Below are 14,805 nucleotides of genomic sequence, written 5' to 3'. Positions count from 1 at the left end.
TCAACCGTGTCCTCCTCGCGGCTGCGGTCGCCCGCCGAATCGGGCGGAACTCCCGCGTCCCGGGCCATTGCCGGGCGGCTCGTTGCCATCGTCTAATCCGTGTTGCGGGTCCCGATACCCCCGAACGGGGGTGGACGGACACGGGAGGCCGGGCCGAAAGGGCAGGGGAAGTGGCGGCAGAAGCGGTGGCGACGGCGGAGATCCGGGCTGCGCTGAACCGGCTGCGGCACACCACGGGCCTGCCCGTCGCGTTCGGCGGGCTGGTCGAACCGGGCGGCTCGCGCATCCGGATCAGCGAGCTGAGCGGGACGGAGACCGCCGCGCTGCGCTCGCTCGCGGTGATCTCCGGGACCGGGCTCGGCGGCAAGGCGGTCGCGCTCGGCCGGGTGTGCGCCGTGACCGACTACTCCGTCTCGCGCCGTATCAGCCACGAGTACGACGCCCCGGTGGCCGCCGAGGGTCTGCGCTCGGTGCTCGCGGTGCCGGTGGTGGTGCGGCGCCGGGTGCGCGGGGTGCTCTACGGCGCGCTGCGCACGGCACAGCCGCTGGGCGACCGGGTGCTCGGCGGGGCGGTGGCGGCGGCTCGGGAGGTCGAGCGGGCGCTGGCCGTACGAGAGGCGGCGGCCGCGCCGGGTCAGGAGGCGCGGGGGCTGCCGGCCGCCGTGCGGGCGGAGTCCGGGGCGGGGTGGGAGCAGGTGCGCGAGGCACACGCGGCGCTGCGTGCGCTGGCGCCGCGCATGGCCGATCCGGGTCTGCGCGCGGAGCTTCTCGCGGCCTGTGATCTGCTGTCCGCACCCGGTCCCGCCGCTGATCAGGCCGCCGGTCCGCTGCTCGCGCCGCGCGAGCTGGACGTCTTGGCCTGGGTCGCCACGGGCGCGACGAACGCGGCGGTGGCGGCGCGGCTGGGGCTCGGCACGGAGACGGTGAAGGGTTATCTGAGATCGGCCATGCGGAAACTCGGCGCGCACACGAGGGGCGAGGCGGTGACGGCGGCCCGGCGGGCGGGGGTGCTGCCGTAGGGGGCTCCCCGGGGGAACATCCCCTGGGGGAGTTACCGGACCCGATTGAATTCCGGGTCGCGGCCGGTTGTAATTTCCCTCACCCCCACTTCCGGCCGAATTCGGGGCTCTGTTGCCTAGAATTTGGCCAGGACACGACACGAGGGGAGCGGCGACCGTGCGACGGGACTTCCAGGAGCCTGCCCGATGCCGCTCCGACCTGGTCATCGGCCACGAGGAACTGTTCGCTGCCGCGAAGGACCATCTCGGCGCCGGAGGCAGTGTGCTGCTGCACGGTCCCGCCGGAATAGGAAAATCGACCGTGCTGCGGGCATTGGCCGAGGAATACGGGGCGCATGCGCGCACCGTGTTGCGCTGCTCGGCGACGGAGTCCGAATCGCATCTGCCCTTCCTCGCGCTCGCCGACCTCTTCGGACTGGTGCTCGACGAGATCGCGCCGCGACTGCCGGCGGCCCAGCTGACCGCCCTGGAGTCGGCGCTCACCGGGCGCGGCGAGTCCAGCCTCCAGCGCGACGGTCTCGCCCTGCGGCTCGCGGTGCTCTCCGCGCTGCGCGCGCTCGCCGCGCAGGGCCCGGTCCTGGTCGTCGCCGACGACCTCCAGTGGCTCGACCCGGCCAGCGCGGAACTGCTCGGCTTCGCCGCCCGCCGGCTGGAGGGCACGCCGGTGCAGATGCTGTGCGCGGTGCGCACGGAGGGCCCGGACTCCCAGGAGTACGACCGTCATCTGCGCGCGTGTCCGCCGGGCACCGCCGCGCTCCGGCTGGGCCCCCTCGGCCGCGCCCAGGTCGCCCGGCTGCTCGACCACCGGGGTTACGGCGCGCTGCCCCGCTCCACCGTGCGCGAGATCCACCGCACCAGCGGCGGCAATCCGCTGTTCGCCCTGGAGCTGGGCCGCGCGCTCGCCGACAGCCCGACCCCGCCGCGTCCCGGCGAGCCGCTGCCGGTGCCGACCTCGCTGCGCGCGCTGGTGCTCAGCCGGCTGGACATGCTCTCGGTGGAGGCGCGCCGCACCCTGCTCGTGGCGAGCGCCGGCGCCCGCCCCACCACGGCGCTGCTGTACGCGGCCGGGCGGGAGAACGCCGAGGCGGAGTGCGCCCAGGCGGGCGAACTCGGGCTGCTCGCCACCGAGCAGGACGCCCCGGCCGTACGGTTCGCGCACCCGCTGATCTCCGCCGCGCTCTACGCCGAGGCACCGGCGCCCGAACGTCGTGCCGCGCACGCCGCGCTGTCCACGACCGCCTCCGACCCGATCGAGCGGGCCCGTCATCTGGCGCTGGCCACCACGGGCGCCGACCCCGAGGTGGCCACCCGGCTCGCGGAGGCGGCGGCGCTCGCCCGCGACCGGGGCGCGCCGTCCGTCGCCGCCCAGCTCGGACTGCTCGCCGCCCGGCGCACCCCGGCCGACAGCGTCCCCGGGCCGGACGAGCGGCGGTTGCAGGCTGCCGAGGACGCGATCACGGCGGGCGAGGTCGACCTGGCGCGGGACATCGCCCGCGAGGTGCTGACCCGGGCGACCGTGCCCGCGCACCGGGTGCGGGCCTGGATCGTGGTGATCGACACCGCCGGGCACACCATGGCCGAGGTCGAGGCCGTCTTCCCGCAGGCGCTGGCCGACGCGGGCGACGACGCCCGGCTGCTGGCCCAGGTCCACTACCAGCTCGCCTGGCGGGCGCTCATCGTGGAGGGCGACTTCACCGACGCGCGGACCGCCGCCGCGCACGCCGCCGAGCTGGCCGCGCGCGGCGGCGACCGGCGCACCGAGCTGCTGGCGCTGGCCTTCCAGGCGCAGACCGAGACCCTGATGGGCCATCCGGAGGCACCCCGCACCATCAAGCGGGCCCTGACCGAGCCGCAGCTGTCGGAGGTGGCCTGCCATCACAACGGGGCGGGAAGCGCCCGATTCCGCTGGCTGGTCATGGGCGACCGCCTCGCCGAGGCACGTACGACGGTGACGGCGCTGCTGCGCGAGGTGCGCCGGCGCGGTTCGGTGGAGAGCGAGGTGCACTTCCTGCGGGGTCTGGCCGAGACCGAGCTGCGCGCCGGTCACTGCGGACGCGCCCTCGAAGTGGCCCGGGACGCGCTGCGGCTGGCCCGCGACTCCGGGATCGGCGAGACCGCCTCGGCGATGCTCACGTCGCTGGCGGAGGCGTCCGGCGGCGACGTGGAGCGGGCGCTGGCGCTCGCCCGGGAGGCGGCGGAGCAGGCCGAGCGGGACGGTGACCAGATGTACCTCTCCCGGGCGCTCGGCGCGCTCGGATACGCCCAGTTGGTCGCGGGCGATCCGGCGGGCACCGTGCGTTCGCTGCGCCGGGTGCGCGCCCTGGAGCGGGACCTCGGCATCACCGACCCGGCGCGCGGCCGCTGGCAGGGGGACCTCGCGGAGGCGCTGGTCCGGATCGGTGAACCCGACGAGGCGCAGGACGTCATCGACGCGAGCCGCGAACACGCCCTCCGGCTCGGCCGGGAGAGCGTCCTCGCGGTCCTGGACCGGGCGGAGGCCCAGGTCAGGGCGGCGCGCGGGGATCACGAGGGGGCGGTGGCCCGGCTGACGTCGGCTCAGGACCGGCTGGCCAAGCTCGGCTACGGCCTGGAGGAGGCGCGGGCCGCGTTCGCGCTGGCCCGGCTGCGCGCCCGGCGCCCGGAGGGCGGGCGCAGGCGGCCGCAGGCGGCGTACGACGAGGCGACCCGGCTGTTCCGGCGCTGCCGGGCGCTGCCCTGGCTGCGCCAGGTGGAGGAGGCGCGCACCGCGCCGGAGCCGGAGTCGGCGCCCGCCGCGCCGGAGGCGCTGGACGCGCTCGCGGGGCTGGCGTCGATGGAGCGTCAGGTGGCCGCGCTGGTCATGGAGGGGGCGACGAACCGGGAGATCGCCGCGCGGCTGTTCGTGAGTGTGAAGACGGTGGAGGCGACCCTGACCCGGGTCTACCGAAAGCTGGGCATCAGGTCCCGGGTGGACATCGTCCGATTGGCCGCAGGTCGCCGCGCGAAGTGACGGCACGCCAGGTTAACTGAGCCGGACCGAGGGTTTTCCCTCCCCTGTCCCCCTAGGGGGTTCCCTCATTGGGAGGCGGGAGTTGCGGGTCCTAGCGTGAGGGCGTGCCGCTCGCCCGGGCACACGGGGTCGGTCCCTCCCGCTCTCCGCTCCGCTGGAGCAGGGGGTACCCAGTCCCGTGCCTCACCCCCACACCCGCGCGACCCCCACCGGCAACCCCCACTGAGGAGACTCATGTTCGGGCTCACTCGTGCCAGAAAGACCGCCGCGACCCTGGTGGCGACCGCCGCCGCCGCGGCCACCGCGCTGATCGCCTCCCCCGCGGCGAGCGCCGCGCCCCAGCCCATCGTGGGCGGCACGACGACCACCGCGTCGGCGTACCCGTACGTCATGCAGATCACGGACGCGTCGGGCAGTCAGTTCTGCGGGGGCACGCTGGTCGCGGCCAAGAAGGTCGTGACGGCGGCGCACTGCATGGTCGGCGAGTCGACGAGCAGCGTGCGCGTGGTCGGCGGCCGGACCTATCTGAACGGCACCGACGGCACGGTGAGCCGGGTCGGCAAGATCTGGATCAACCCGGACTACACCGACGCGACCAACGGCGACGACGTGGCCGTGCTGACCCTGTCGACGTCGATGCCGTACTCCCCGGCCTCGTACGTCTCCTCCTCCCAGACCAGCGTCTACGCGGCCGGCACGACGGCGCGGATTCTCGGCTGGGGCACGACCCGGGAGAACGGCAGCTCCTCCAACCAGCTCCGGACCGCGACCGTTCCGATCGTGTCCGACTCGAGCTGCCGTACCTCCTACGGCTCGGACTACGTGCAGTCCGACATGGTGTGCGCCGGACTCAGCTCCGGTGGCGTGGACACCTGCCAGGGCGACAGCGGCGGTCCCCTGATCATCGGGGGCGTCCTGGCAGGGATCACTTCCTGGGGCGAGGGGTGCGCGGAGGCGGGTTACCCGGGTGTCTACACCCGGCTGACCACCTTCTCGAACCTGGTGACCGCTCAGGTCAACTCGTAACCCGGGGAACTTCCCGGGGGTTGCCCCGGGTGCGAAACCAGGGGGACGCTGCGAGCGACCACGAGCGGCCCGCAGCGTCCCCCTGTCCACTACGGTCCCTCCCGCGGGGGAAGGACCGGTGAGGGCGCCCCGGAGCGCCCGCCGGACGAAGGCGCGTGTACGGCCCACCGAAGGTGGTGACCGAGGGCGCGGGACCACCCGGCGGACGCGCCGGGGCGCCGTCGTCGCTGCGGACGCTGCGCCGGGCAGGTGAGTGCGGGAGCCGGCGGGCCGGTGGGCGCCGGTGATTCCCTACGATCGTGGCGTGCCTCTCTTCACGCTCGAACGCACGGTCCCCCTTCCCCTCGCGGAGGCGTGGCGCCGGCTCACCGACTGGCCCCGCCACGCCGACGTGGTACCGCTGACCCGGGTCACGGTGGCCACGCCCCCGCCGACCGGGGTGGGCACCCGCTTCGTCGCCCGTACCGGTGTCGGTCCGCTGACCTTCGACGACCCGATGGAAGTCACCGTCTGGCGCCCGCCGGTGGACGACGAACCCGGGCTGTGCCGACTGGAGAAGCGCGGCCGTGTGGTGCTGGGCTGGGCCGAGATCGAGGTGCGGCCCGGTCCTGGCGGGCGGGCCCGGGTGGTGTGGCGGGAGGAGCTGCGGGTCGGTTTCCTGCCCCGGTCCTTCGACGGGGTGACGACGAGCGCGGCGCAGTCGATGTTCGGGCGCGCGATCAACGGGCTGCTGCGGCGGGAGTGATCCCGCCCGGGCGGGGCCCGGTCAGTCCTTGCGGCCGGTGACCGCGACGGTCACTCCCAGGCCGATCATCGCGAGGCCGCCCGCGCCGCCGACCGCCGCGAGCCGCCGGGGCGAGCGGGCGAACCAGTCCCGGGCGGCGGAGGCGACCAGCCCCCACACGCTGTCCGAGGCCAGCGCGATGGCGTTGAAGACCAGGCCGAGCAGCAGCATCTGGGCCGGGACGTGCCCCTGGCCCGGGTCGGCGAACTGGGGCAGTACGGCGGCGAAGAACACGATCGTCTTGGGGTTCGCCACACCCACCGCGAACCCCTCCCCCAGCGTGCGCAGCGCGCCGCGCTCAGGACCTGGCTCGGCGGCGGTGACCGCGTCCCGCAGCGAGCCGCGCCGCCGCCAGGCCGTGACCCCCAGATACACGAGATAGGCGGCGCCCGCCAGTTTGAGCACCGTGAACGCGAGGACCGAGCGCTCCACCACCGAGCCGATCCCGAGGGCGACGGCGGCGACGAGCACATAGGCCCCGAGGGTGTTGCCCGCGACGGTCGTCAGCGCGGCCCGGCGCCCGTGCGCGAGGGCCCGCCCGACGACGAAGAGCACGCTCGGGCCGGGCACGACGATGAGCACGAGGGAGAGGGCCGCGAACGCCAGCAGCCGGTCGGTGGAGACCATGGGCCCATGCAAGCACGGGGGCACCGAGGGACGGCAAGCGATTATGCCCTTACGATCACCGGAATTACGGGACACCGGGCCCCGTCCGGTGATCACACCAGCAAGGAATCCCCCTGATGAACACGGCACTTCGCTGCGTCGCCGCGGCACTGGCCATCCTGGCCGTCTCCTCCTGCACGGCTCGTACGGCATCCACGGCGCCGCCCGCGAAGCAGGCGTCCGACGGCAAGGCGACCACCGACCGCACGCTCTCGAAGAGGCGGACCTGCCGGGGCGGAGATCTCCACTGGGGGCCGGTGCGTCGAAGGGACACGCTGGTGGCCGTGTCCGACGCCCACCACGAGGAGATACCGGCGGGGAGGACGGAGAGCTGGACCTACCGTCTCACCCCCCTTCGCACACTGACCTCGGCCATCACCCCGTCCGGGGTGAACGGCAGAGTGGACGCACACGCCGCCGTGACCTCGCTGGAGGAGAGGACGGGACTCGACCTCGCCAGGGCGGACACCGTCTTCACCCTGCGCCCCGGGCAGCGGAACCGGACCGTCGAATCCGGGAGATCGTCCGGCGTGATGGTGGCCGCCGTGTCCGTCGGCGTCGTCGAGGCGTCCTTCGTCGCCCACGGCTGCGGCGACGACAGCGGCAGCGGCTCGGAGAGGGACGCGAGGGGCACCCTGACCACCTGGACGACGGGGTCGTCCTTCTCGCTGCTCAAGTGCGGGACCGACGAGAAGCTCTCCCCGGCCGAACGCGAGGCGGAGACGCTGATGTGCGCGGGGGACGGCGACGAGTAGCCGCGGCACGGCGGCTCAGACCGGCGACCCCGTGCGCGGGGCGGCTCGGTCCGGCACGTCGTGGTGGATCGGGGTGTGCGCCCCGGTGAGCGGTACGCCGGTGCCGCCGCGCCGTCCGGCGACGATCTCGGCGCCGATGGACAGGGCGGTCTCCTCGGGGGTGCGGGCGCCGAGGTCGAGGCCGATCGGGGAGTGCAGGCGGGCCAGTTCCCGTGCGGTGACCCCGGCCTCGCGCAGCAGCTCCAGGCGGTCCAGGTGCGTCCGCCGGGAACCCATGGCGCCGACGTAGGCGACCGGCAGGCGCAGGGCGCGGCGCAGCAGGGGCACGTCGAACCTGGGGTCGTGCGTGAGGACGCAGAGCACGGTGCGGGAGTCGGTCGCGGTGCGCTCCAGATAGCGGTGCGGCCAGTCGACCACGATCTCGTCGGCCTCGGGGAAGCGGGCCCGGGTGGTGAAGACGGGACGGGCGTCGCACACGGTGACGTGGTAGCCGAGGAAGGCGCCGACCCGGACCAGCGCGGCCGCGAAGTCGACGGCGCCGAAGACGATCATCCGGGGCGGCGGCACCGAGGTCTCCACCAGGACGGTCACCGGGGCTCCGCAGCGCGCACCCCGCTCGCCGGTCTCCACGGTGCCGGTGCGGCCCGCGTCCAGGAAGGCGGCGGCCTCGGCGGCCACGGTGCGGTCCAGTTCGGGGTGGGCGCCGAAACCCCCGAGCGGGGCGCCGTCGGGGCGTACGCACAGGGCGCGGCCCAGCAGTCGGTCCGGCCCCGAGACGATGCGGGCGAGCCCCGCCGCACGTCCCCGGGCGGCGGCGGCCAGCGCGGCGGCGAACACGGTCCTGCCGGGGCTGTCGGCGCGGACCGGGGTCACCAGGATGTCGAGGGTGCCGCCGCAGGTCAGTCCGGCGGCGAAGGCGTCCGCGTCGTCGTACCCGAAGTGTCCGAGCACGGTCTCGCCGTCCGCGAGGGCCTGGCGGCACAGTTCGTACACCTCGCCCTCGACGCAGCCGCCGGAGACCGAGCCGACGACGCTGCCCTCGCCGTCCACCGCGAGGGCGGCGCCCGGCGGCCGGGGGGCGCTCCCGCCGACGCCCACCACGGTGGCCACGGCGAAGTCGCGGCCCTCGGTGATCCACCGGTCCAGTTCCTCGGCGATGTCCAGCATCAGTCGGCCTCCTGACCGCGCGCCGGTCTCATGCCGTCCCCGTCAGATGCTCGGGCCGTACCGGGACACGGGTGAGGTCGAGCCCGGTCGCGTCACGGATCGCGGCCAGCACGGCGGGAGTCGACGACAGGGTCGGCGCCTCCCCCACTCCGCGCAGCCCGTAGGGGGCGTTGCTGTCGGCGAGTTCGAGGACGTCGACGGGGATGCTGGGGGTGTCGAGGATGGTCGGGATGAGGTAGTCGGTGAAGGAGGGGTTGCGGACCTTCGCGGTGACCGGGTCGACCTGGATCTCCTCCATCACGGCGATGCCGAGGCCCTGGACGGTGCCGCCCTGGATCTGGCCGGTGACCGAGAGCGGGTTGAGCGCCTTGCCGACGTCCTGGGCGCAGGCCAGCTCGATCACCTTGACCAGGCCGAGTTCGGTGTCGACCTCGACGACGGCGCGGTGCGCGGCGAAGGAGTACTGGACGTGTCCGTCGCCCTGGCCGGTGTTCCGGTCGAAGGGCTGGGTGGGCCGGTGCCGCCACTCCGCCTCGACCTCGACGCTCTCGCCCTCCAGCACGTCGGCCAGTGCGGCCAGCACCTCACCGCCGTCGGTGACCACCTTGCCGTCCTCCAGGAGGAGTTCGGCGGTGGCCCAGGCGGGGTGGTGACTGCCGTACTTGCGGCGGCCGATGGCGAGGACCTTCTCGCGCACCAGCCCGCAGGCGTGCCGTACGGCGCCTCCGGTGACGTACGTCTGGCGGGAGGCGGAGGTCGAACCGGCGCTGCCCACGCGGGTGTCCGCGGGTTTGATGGTCACCTGGCCCACGCCCAGCTCGGTGCGGGCGATCTGCGCGTGCACGGTGACGCCGCCCTGGCCGACCTCCGCCATCGCGGTGTGCACGGTGGCGACGGGCACGCCCCCGGCGACCTCCATGCGGACCTTGGCGGTGGAGTAGTCGTCGAACCCCTCGGAGAAACCGACGTTCTTGATGCCGACCGCGTAGCCGACCCCGCGTACGACGCCTTCGCCGTGCGTGGTGTTGGACAGACCGCCGGGCAACTGGCGTACGTCGGCGCCCTCGCTGGACTCCCACTGACGCTCGGGCGGCAGGGGCAACGCCTTGACGCGGCGCAGGAGTTCGGCGACCGGTGCCGGCGAGTCGACGATCTGCCCGGTCGGCATCACGCTGCCCTGCTCCATGGCGTTGCGCCGGCGCAGTTCCACGGGGTCCATGCCGAGCGCCTTGGCCAGCTTGTCCATCTGCGCCTCGTAGGCGAAGCACGCCTGGACCGCGCCGAAGCCGCGCATGGCGCCGCAGGGCGGGTTGTTGGTGTAGAGGGCGAGGGCCTCCACGTCCACGTCGGCCACCTGGTACGGCCCGACGCCGAGGGAGGCGGCGTTGCCGACGACGGCCGGGGAGGAGGAGGCGTAGGCGCCGCCGTCGAGGACGATGCGCGCCTTGACGTGGGTGAGCCTGCCGTCGCGGGTCGCCCCGTGCTCGTAGGTCAGTTTGGCGGGGTGGCGGTGGACGTGGCCGAAGAAGGACTCGAACCGGTTGTAGACGATCTTCACCGGGCGTCCGGTGCGCAGGGCGAGAAGGCAGGCGTGGATCTGCATCGACAGGTCCTCGCGCCCGCCGAACGCGCCGCCGACGCCCGCCAGGGTCATCCGCACCTTGTCCTCGGGCAGGCCGAGGACGGGGGCGATCTGGCGCAGGTCGGAGTGGAGCCACTGGGTGGCGATGTAGAGGTGGACGCCGCCGTCCTCCTCGGGGACGGCGAGCCCGGACTCGGGGCCGAGGAACGCCTGGTCCTGCATCCCGAAGGTGTATTCGCCGGTGACGGTCACGTCGGCGCGCTCCGCCGCGAGTCGGGCGTTCCCGCGCACGATCGGCTGGCGGTGGACGATGTTGGGGTGCGGGACGTAGGAATGGTGGTGGTCGTCGCGGTGCTCGTGAACGAGGGGCGCGTCGGGGGCCGTTGCCGAGGCGTAGTCGGTGACGACGGGCAACTCCCGGTATTCCACGCGAATCTTGGCGGCGGCGCGGCGGGCGGTCTCGGGGTGGTCGGCGGCGACGACGGCGACGGGCTCGCCGTGGTGGCGGACCTTGCCGTGGGCGAGGACGGGGGTGTCCTGGATCTCCAGGCCGTAGTGGCGCGGCCCGGCGGGCAGGTCGTCGTAGGTGAGGACGGCGTGGACGCCGGGCAGGGCCAGGGCCTCGGCGGTGTCGATGGAGACGATCTCGGCGTGGGCGACGGTGGAGCGCAGGATCTGGCCCCAGAGCATGTCCTCGTGCCAGAGGTCGGAGGAGTAGGCGAACTCGCCGGTGACCTTGAGGGTTCCGTCCGGGCGGAGCGTGGACTCGCCGATGCCGCCCCGGGCGCCCGCGCCCTGGGTGATCTTCGTGGGGGCGCCCGACGGGCGTGTGGTGGTGGGCAGTTCGCGCGGTGTCATCTACGCCCCCTCGGTCTGGCGGGCGGCGGCGAGGCGGACCGCGTCCATGATCTTCTCGTAGCCGGTGCAGCGGCACAGGTTGCCCGAGAGGGCCTCGCGGATGTCGGCGTCGGACGGTTCGGGGTTCTGCTCCAGCAGCTCGTCGGCGGCGACGAGGAGTCCGGGGGTGCAGAAGCCGCACTGCACGGCGCCCGAGTCGATGAACGCCTGCTGGATCGGCGCGAGTTCGCCGCCGGTGCCGGGCTGCCAGTGCCGGGCCTCCTCCAGGGGCGTACCCGCTGACGTACCCGTGCCGGAGGTGCCGTCCGCGCGCTGCCGGGCGTGGTCCGCGAGTCCCTCGACGGTGACCACCTCGCGTCCCTCGGCCTGGCCCGCCGCGACCAGGCAGGAGCAGACCGGGACGCCGTCGAGGCGGACCGTGCAGGAGCCGCACTCGCCCTGTTCGCAGGCGTTCTTGGAGCCGGGCAGGCCGAGCCGCTCGCGCAGGACGTAGAGCAGGGACTCGCCCTCCCAGACGTCGTCGGCCTGCTGGGGGCGTCCGTTGACGGTGAAGCTGACGCGCATCAGGCGGCTCCCTCTTCGGTGGCGCGGCGGCCGCCGCGGTAGGACTCCCAGGTCCAGGTGAGCGTGCGGCGGGCGAGGACGCCGACCGCGTGGCGGCGGTACCGGGCGGTGCCCCGAACATCGTCGATCGGGTTGCAGGCGCCCGCGCACAGGTCCGCGAACCGCTGGAGGAGAGAGGGGGGAAGCGGCTTGCCGGTGTCCCAGTGCCGGCCTTCCTCCAGCGCCGCGTTCACGAACTCCTCGGCGGCGGTGGCCCGTACGGGTGTGGGGGCGGCGGAGCCGATGCCGGTGCGCACGGTACGGGTCTCGGGGTGCAGGGCGAGGCCGAAGGCGCAGACGGCGATGACCATGGCGTTGCGGGTGCCGACCTTGGCGTACTGCTGGGGACCTTCGGCCTTCTTGATGTGCACCGCGCGGATCAGTTCGTCGGGCTGGAGGGCGTTGCGCTTGACGCCGGTGTAGAAGGCGTCGATGGGGATCATGCGGGTGCCCCGGGCGGCCGACTCGGCTTCGACCTCGGCCCCGGCGGCGAGCAGGGCGGGGTGGGCGTCCCCGGCCGGGGAGGCGGTGCCGAGGTTGCCGCCGACTCCGCCCCGGTTGCGGATCTGCGGGGAGGCGACGGTGTGCGAGGCGAGCGCGAGTCCGGGCAGCTCGGCGCGCAGGTCGCGCATGATCGCCGCGTAGGGGACGCTCGCGCCCAGCCGTACGGTGTCCCGGCCGGTCTCCCACTCGTACAGATCTCCGACGCGGTTGAGGTCGAGGAGGTGCTCCGGTCGGCGATGGTCGAAGTTGATCTCCACCATCACGTCGGTGCCGCCCGCGATCGGCACGGCGCTGGGGTGCTCGGCCTTGGCGGCGAGCGCCTCCTCCCAGCTTGCGGGGCGAAGGAAGTCCATGACCGGTTCTCTTCCTCGTCTCTTCGTCGGCAAAGCCGATTCATTCGAGTGTTTTTGACACGGCGTGCTCTCAGTACACCGCCGGCGGCGGGGCCCGGGTCAGTCACGGAAACCATGAAGGAGTTGGCTGGCCAGGGCAGGCATCTTGTAGATTCGTATGAACGGAGGTCATCGGCAATCTCTCCGTTTCCCCCCGGAAACGTTTCCCCCTCTGTGGGAGACGTCTCCCCCGGGAGAGACGGGGACGGTCCGGCGGCACGGACCATGTGTTTCGAGACAAGGAATGGCGGCGACGAGATGCGGCTGCGCGCACTGCTGGACACCGACGCGCTGGGCCTGCGGCTGCTCGGCGGCGAGGACGAGCTGGACCGCACGGTGCGCGGGGTCATGACGACCGACCTGCGCGACCCGAGCCGCTACCTCTCCGGCGGCGAGCTGGTCCTGACGGGACTGGCCTGGCGCCGGGACGCCGAGGACTCGGAGGCGTTCGTCAGGCTGCTGGTGCAGGCCCAGGTGGCGGCCCTGGCGGCGGGCGAGGCCGAGCTGCGCGACATACCCGAGGACCTGGTGCTGGCCTGCGCGCGGCACCGGCTGCCGCTGTTCGCGGTGGACGAGTCGGTGGCGTTCGCGACGATCACCGAGCACGTCGTACGGCAGGTGTCCGGTGAGCGGGCCGGTGACCTGGCCGCCGTGGTCGACCGGCACCGGCGGATGATGACCTCGGGCCCGGCGGGCGGCGGTCCCGACGTGGTCCTCGACCTGCTCGGCAGCGACCTCGACCTGCGCGCCTGGGTGCTCTCGCCGACCGGCCGCCCGATCGCGGCTCCCAAGTCGGCGGGCCCGGCGCCCGCCCCGGAGACCTTCGTACGGCTCGCCGCCGAGCATCTGGCGGCCACCCGCGCGGGGCGGCCCGGACCGCACCGGGTCGTGGTCGACGGCACGACGTACTCCCTCTTCCCCGTCCGCTCCTCCGGACGCGCCCCGGGGTCCGCGCCGGACGTGCGCGAGACGGTGCTCACCGACTGGCTGCTGGCCGTGGCGGCGGACGCGGCGGACTGGCCCGAGGAGCGCCTCGACCTGCTGCGGGGCGTCACCCAGCTCATCGCCGTCGAGCGGGACCGGCGCGAGGCGTCCCGCACGGTGCGCCGCCGGCTCGCGCAGGAGGTCCTCGAACTGGTGCAGTCCGGCGCCGCGCCCGCCGAGATAGCCGCCCGGCTCCGGGTCACCGCGCCGGTGCTGCTGCCCGGCCTCGGGACGGCCCCGCACTGGCAGGTGGTCGTGGCCCGTGTCGAGTGGGAGGACGGCGCGGTCGCGGGCGGTCCGGTCGCCCAGTCGCTCCTGGAGGAGGTCCTCGCCGACCCGCTGGCCACCGGTCCGGACGCCGCCGACCGGGTGGCGGTCGCGCACACCGGCGACGAGGCCGTGGCGCTGGTGCCGCTGCCCGCCGTCTCCACCGAGCAGGACGGCTCCGAGACCGGGCTGCTCGCGGACGCCCTGCTGCGTTCGGTACGGGAGTCCCTCTCGGCGGGCCTCGACGGCGACGGCCGCCTCACCCTCGGCGTCAGCGCCGCCGTGCACTCGGCCGAAGGGCTCCGCGGCGCCCTGGAGGAGGCCCGGCACGCCCGCGGCGTCGCGGCGGCCCGCCCCGGCCGCGTCTGCGCCGCCGGCCACCAGGAACTCGCCTCCCACGTCCTCCTGCTCCCCTTCGTCCCCGACGACGTGCGCCGCGCCTTCACGGCCCGCCTCCTGGACCCGTTGAAGGAGTACGACCGCCGCCACCGAGCCGAACTGATCCCCACCCTGGAAGCCTTCCTGGAGTCCGACGGCTCCTGGACCCGCTGCGCCGCCCGCCTCCACCTCCACGTCAACACCCTCCGGTACCGAGTCGGCCGCATCGAACAACTCACCGGCCGCGACCTCTCCCGTCTGGAGGACAAGCTGGACTTCTTCCTGGCACTGCGCATGAGCTGACGCGAACCCTCCGGGGGTGCGGCTGGGGGGACGGCCGCAGCCGGTCCGGGCGCCTCGGCCGCACCACTGAACGCACTGTGCGGGCGCGTGAACGCACTGTGCGGGCGCGCGGAGCACCACCGGCCGCGCCAGACCACACCCCCCGCCCGGGGCGCCTCCGGCTACGCCAGGTCCACCCTCGGGCGCCACAGGACACCCGCGCAACGCGCGCGGGACGCCTCCGGCCGACCAAGCCCCGGCGCCGCGCCTGCGTCCCGACACCGCTCCCCGACCGCCGCCCGCTGTCCCGGCGCCGTGGACCCGGGACCGCCGGCGCAGGACGCGGGCGTTTCCGTGCCCTCACCAGCGCGCCTCTCCGAGGGCCGCCTCCGCCGCCGGAGACGGGCGAACCCGGCTTCCCCGTACCGGTACCGCGCCTCGGACGCCTGACCGAGCGCCCCCGGCGCACCCGTGCGCCCGGAACTTTGTGAAAACATTCACCCATCCTCTTGGCCTCACGCGGAGATCGGTGCTGGAATGCCGCCACCA

The 14,805-nt window shown here is 74.2% G+C and carries 11 protein-coding genes; 6 read left to right on the top strand and 5 right to left on the bottom strand.

Annotation, left to right across the window (positions count from 1 at the left end; genetic code table 11):
* The first annotated feature begins 170 nt into the window (after positions 1-170).
* From ACWEEU_RS04910 to ACWEEU_RS04895, 4 genes are all read left to right on the top strand, one after another.
* Positions 171-1,019 (top strand): response regulator transcription factor, encoded by an 849-nt coding sequence (locus ACWEEU_RS04910; RefSeq protein ID WP_451728536.1) that lies wholly within the window; start codon positions 171-173, stop codon positions 1,017-1,019.
* A 157-nt stretch (positions 1,020-1,176) separates the two neighbouring features.
* On the top strand, positions 1,177-4,008 hold the full coding sequence (locus ACWEEU_RS04905) for an ATP-binding protein (RefSeq protein ID WP_451728533.1): 2,832 nt from the start codon (positions 1,177-1,179) through the stop codon (positions 4,006-4,008).
* Between the two features lie 234 nt (positions 4,009-4,242).
* Entirely contained in the window at positions 4,243-5,034 is a 792-nt protein-coding gene (locus tag ACWEEU_RS04900) for a S1 family peptidase (RefSeq protein ID WP_385740354.1), read from the top strand.
* Between the two features lie 304 nt (positions 5,035-5,338).
* Entirely contained in the window at positions 5,339-5,779 is a 441-nt protein-coding gene (locus tag ACWEEU_RS04895) for an SRPBCC family protein (RefSeq protein WP_385740357.1), read from the top strand.
* 21 nt (positions 5,780-5,800) lie between these two features.
* Here ACWEEU_RS04895 and ACWEEU_RS04890 read toward each other — a convergent pair whose 3' ends face one another.
* Complete coding sequence (locus ACWEEU_RS04890) at positions 5,801-6,445, bottom strand: LysE family translocator (protein ID WP_451728528.1); 645 nt, start codon at positions 6,443-6,445, stop codon at positions 5,801-5,803.
* 116 nt (positions 6,446-6,561) lie between these two features.
* Between ACWEEU_RS04890 and ACWEEU_RS04885 the strand changes: the two genes are divergently transcribed.
* Positions 6,562-7,239, top strand: a complete 678-nt coding sequence (locus ACWEEU_RS04885; protein WP_451728525.1) for a hypothetical protein — start codon at positions 6,562-6,564, stop codon at positions 7,237-7,239.
* Between the two features lie 15 nt (positions 7,240-7,254).
* Here ACWEEU_RS04885 and ACWEEU_RS04880 read toward each other — a convergent pair whose 3' ends face one another.
* The 4 genes from ACWEEU_RS04880 to ACWEEU_RS04865 are packed head-to-tail and all read right to left on the bottom strand — an operon-like array spanning position 7,255 to position 12,306.
* Positions 7,255-8,406, bottom strand: coding sequence for an XdhC family protein (locus tag ACWEEU_RS04880; protein WP_451728522.1), 1,152 nt, complete (start codon positions 8,404-8,406; stop codon positions 7,255-7,257).
* A 28-nt stretch (positions 8,407-8,434) separates the two neighbouring features.
* Complete coding sequence (gene pucD, locus ACWEEU_RS04875; RefSeq protein WP_451728520.1) at positions 8,435-10,846, bottom strand: xanthine dehydrogenase subunit D; 2,412 nt, start codon at positions 10,844-10,846, stop codon at positions 8,435-8,437.
* Positions 10,847-11,410 carry a (2Fe-2S)-binding protein gene (locus ACWEEU_RS04870; RefSeq protein WP_451728517.1) on the bottom strand — a complete coding sequence of 188 codons (564 nt, stop codon included), beginning with the start codon at positions 11,408-11,410 and terminating at the stop codon, positions 10,847-10,849.
* Positions 11,410-12,306: an FAD binding domain-containing protein gene (locus ACWEEU_RS04865; RefSeq protein WP_451728514.1), complete on the bottom strand. Its 897-nt coding sequence runs from the start codon at positions 12,304-12,306 to the stop codon at positions 11,410-11,412. The genes ACWEEU_RS04870 and ACWEEU_RS04865 overlap by 1 nt, the downstream gene beginning before the upstream one ends.
* Positions 12,307-12,603: 297 nt before the next feature.
* On the opposite strand from ACWEEU_RS04865, the gene ACWEEU_RS04860 reads away from it, so the two are divergent.
* Positions 12,604-14,277 (top strand): PucR family transcriptional regulator, encoded by a 1,674-nt coding sequence (locus ACWEEU_RS04860; RefSeq protein ID WP_451728511.1) that lies wholly within the window; start codon positions 12,604-12,606, stop codon positions 14,275-14,277.
* The last annotated feature ends 528 nt before the right edge of the window (positions 14,278-14,805 follow it).

Source organism: Streptomyces sp. NPDC005004, assembly GCF_053600675.1.
The sequence above is the reverse complement of the archived record's forward strand: the minus strand, read 5'-3'. Positions and strand labels throughout refer to the sequence as shown.

Bases quoted from the DNA above. Each gene is read 5' to 3' on its own strand.
- ACWEEU_RS04900 (WP_385740354.1), top strand. From the start codon at position 4,243: ATGTTCGGGCTCACTCGTGCCAGAAAGACCGCCGCGACCCTGGTGGCG.
- ACWEEU_RS04890 (WP_451728528.1), bottom strand. From the start codon at position 6,445: ATGGTCTCCACCGACCGGCTGCTGGCGTTCGCGGCCCTCTCCCTCGTG.
- ACWEEU_RS04885 (WP_451728525.1), top strand. From the start codon at position 6,562: ATGAACACGGCACTTCGCTGCGTCGCCGCGGCACTGGCCATCCTGGCC.
- ACWEEU_RS04880 (WP_451728522.1), bottom strand. From the start codon at position 8,406: ATGCTGGACATCGCCGAGGAACTGGACCGGTGGATCACCGAGGGCCGC.
- pucD (WP_451728520.1), bottom strand. From the start codon at position 10,846: ATGACACCGCGCGAACTGCCCACCACCACACGCCCGTCGGGCGCCCCC.
- ACWEEU_RS04870 (WP_451728517.1), bottom strand. From the start codon at position 11,410: ATGCGCGTCAGCTTCACCGTCAACGGACGCCCCCAGCAGGCCGACGAC.
- ACWEEU_RS04865 (WP_451728514.1), bottom strand. From the start codon at position 12,306: ATGGACTTCCTTCGCCCCGCAAGCTGGGAGGAGGCGCTCGCCGCCAAG.
- ACWEEU_RS04860 (WP_451728511.1), top strand. From the start codon at position 12,604: ATGCGGCTGCGCGCACTGCTGGACACCGACGCGCTGGGCCTGCGGCTG.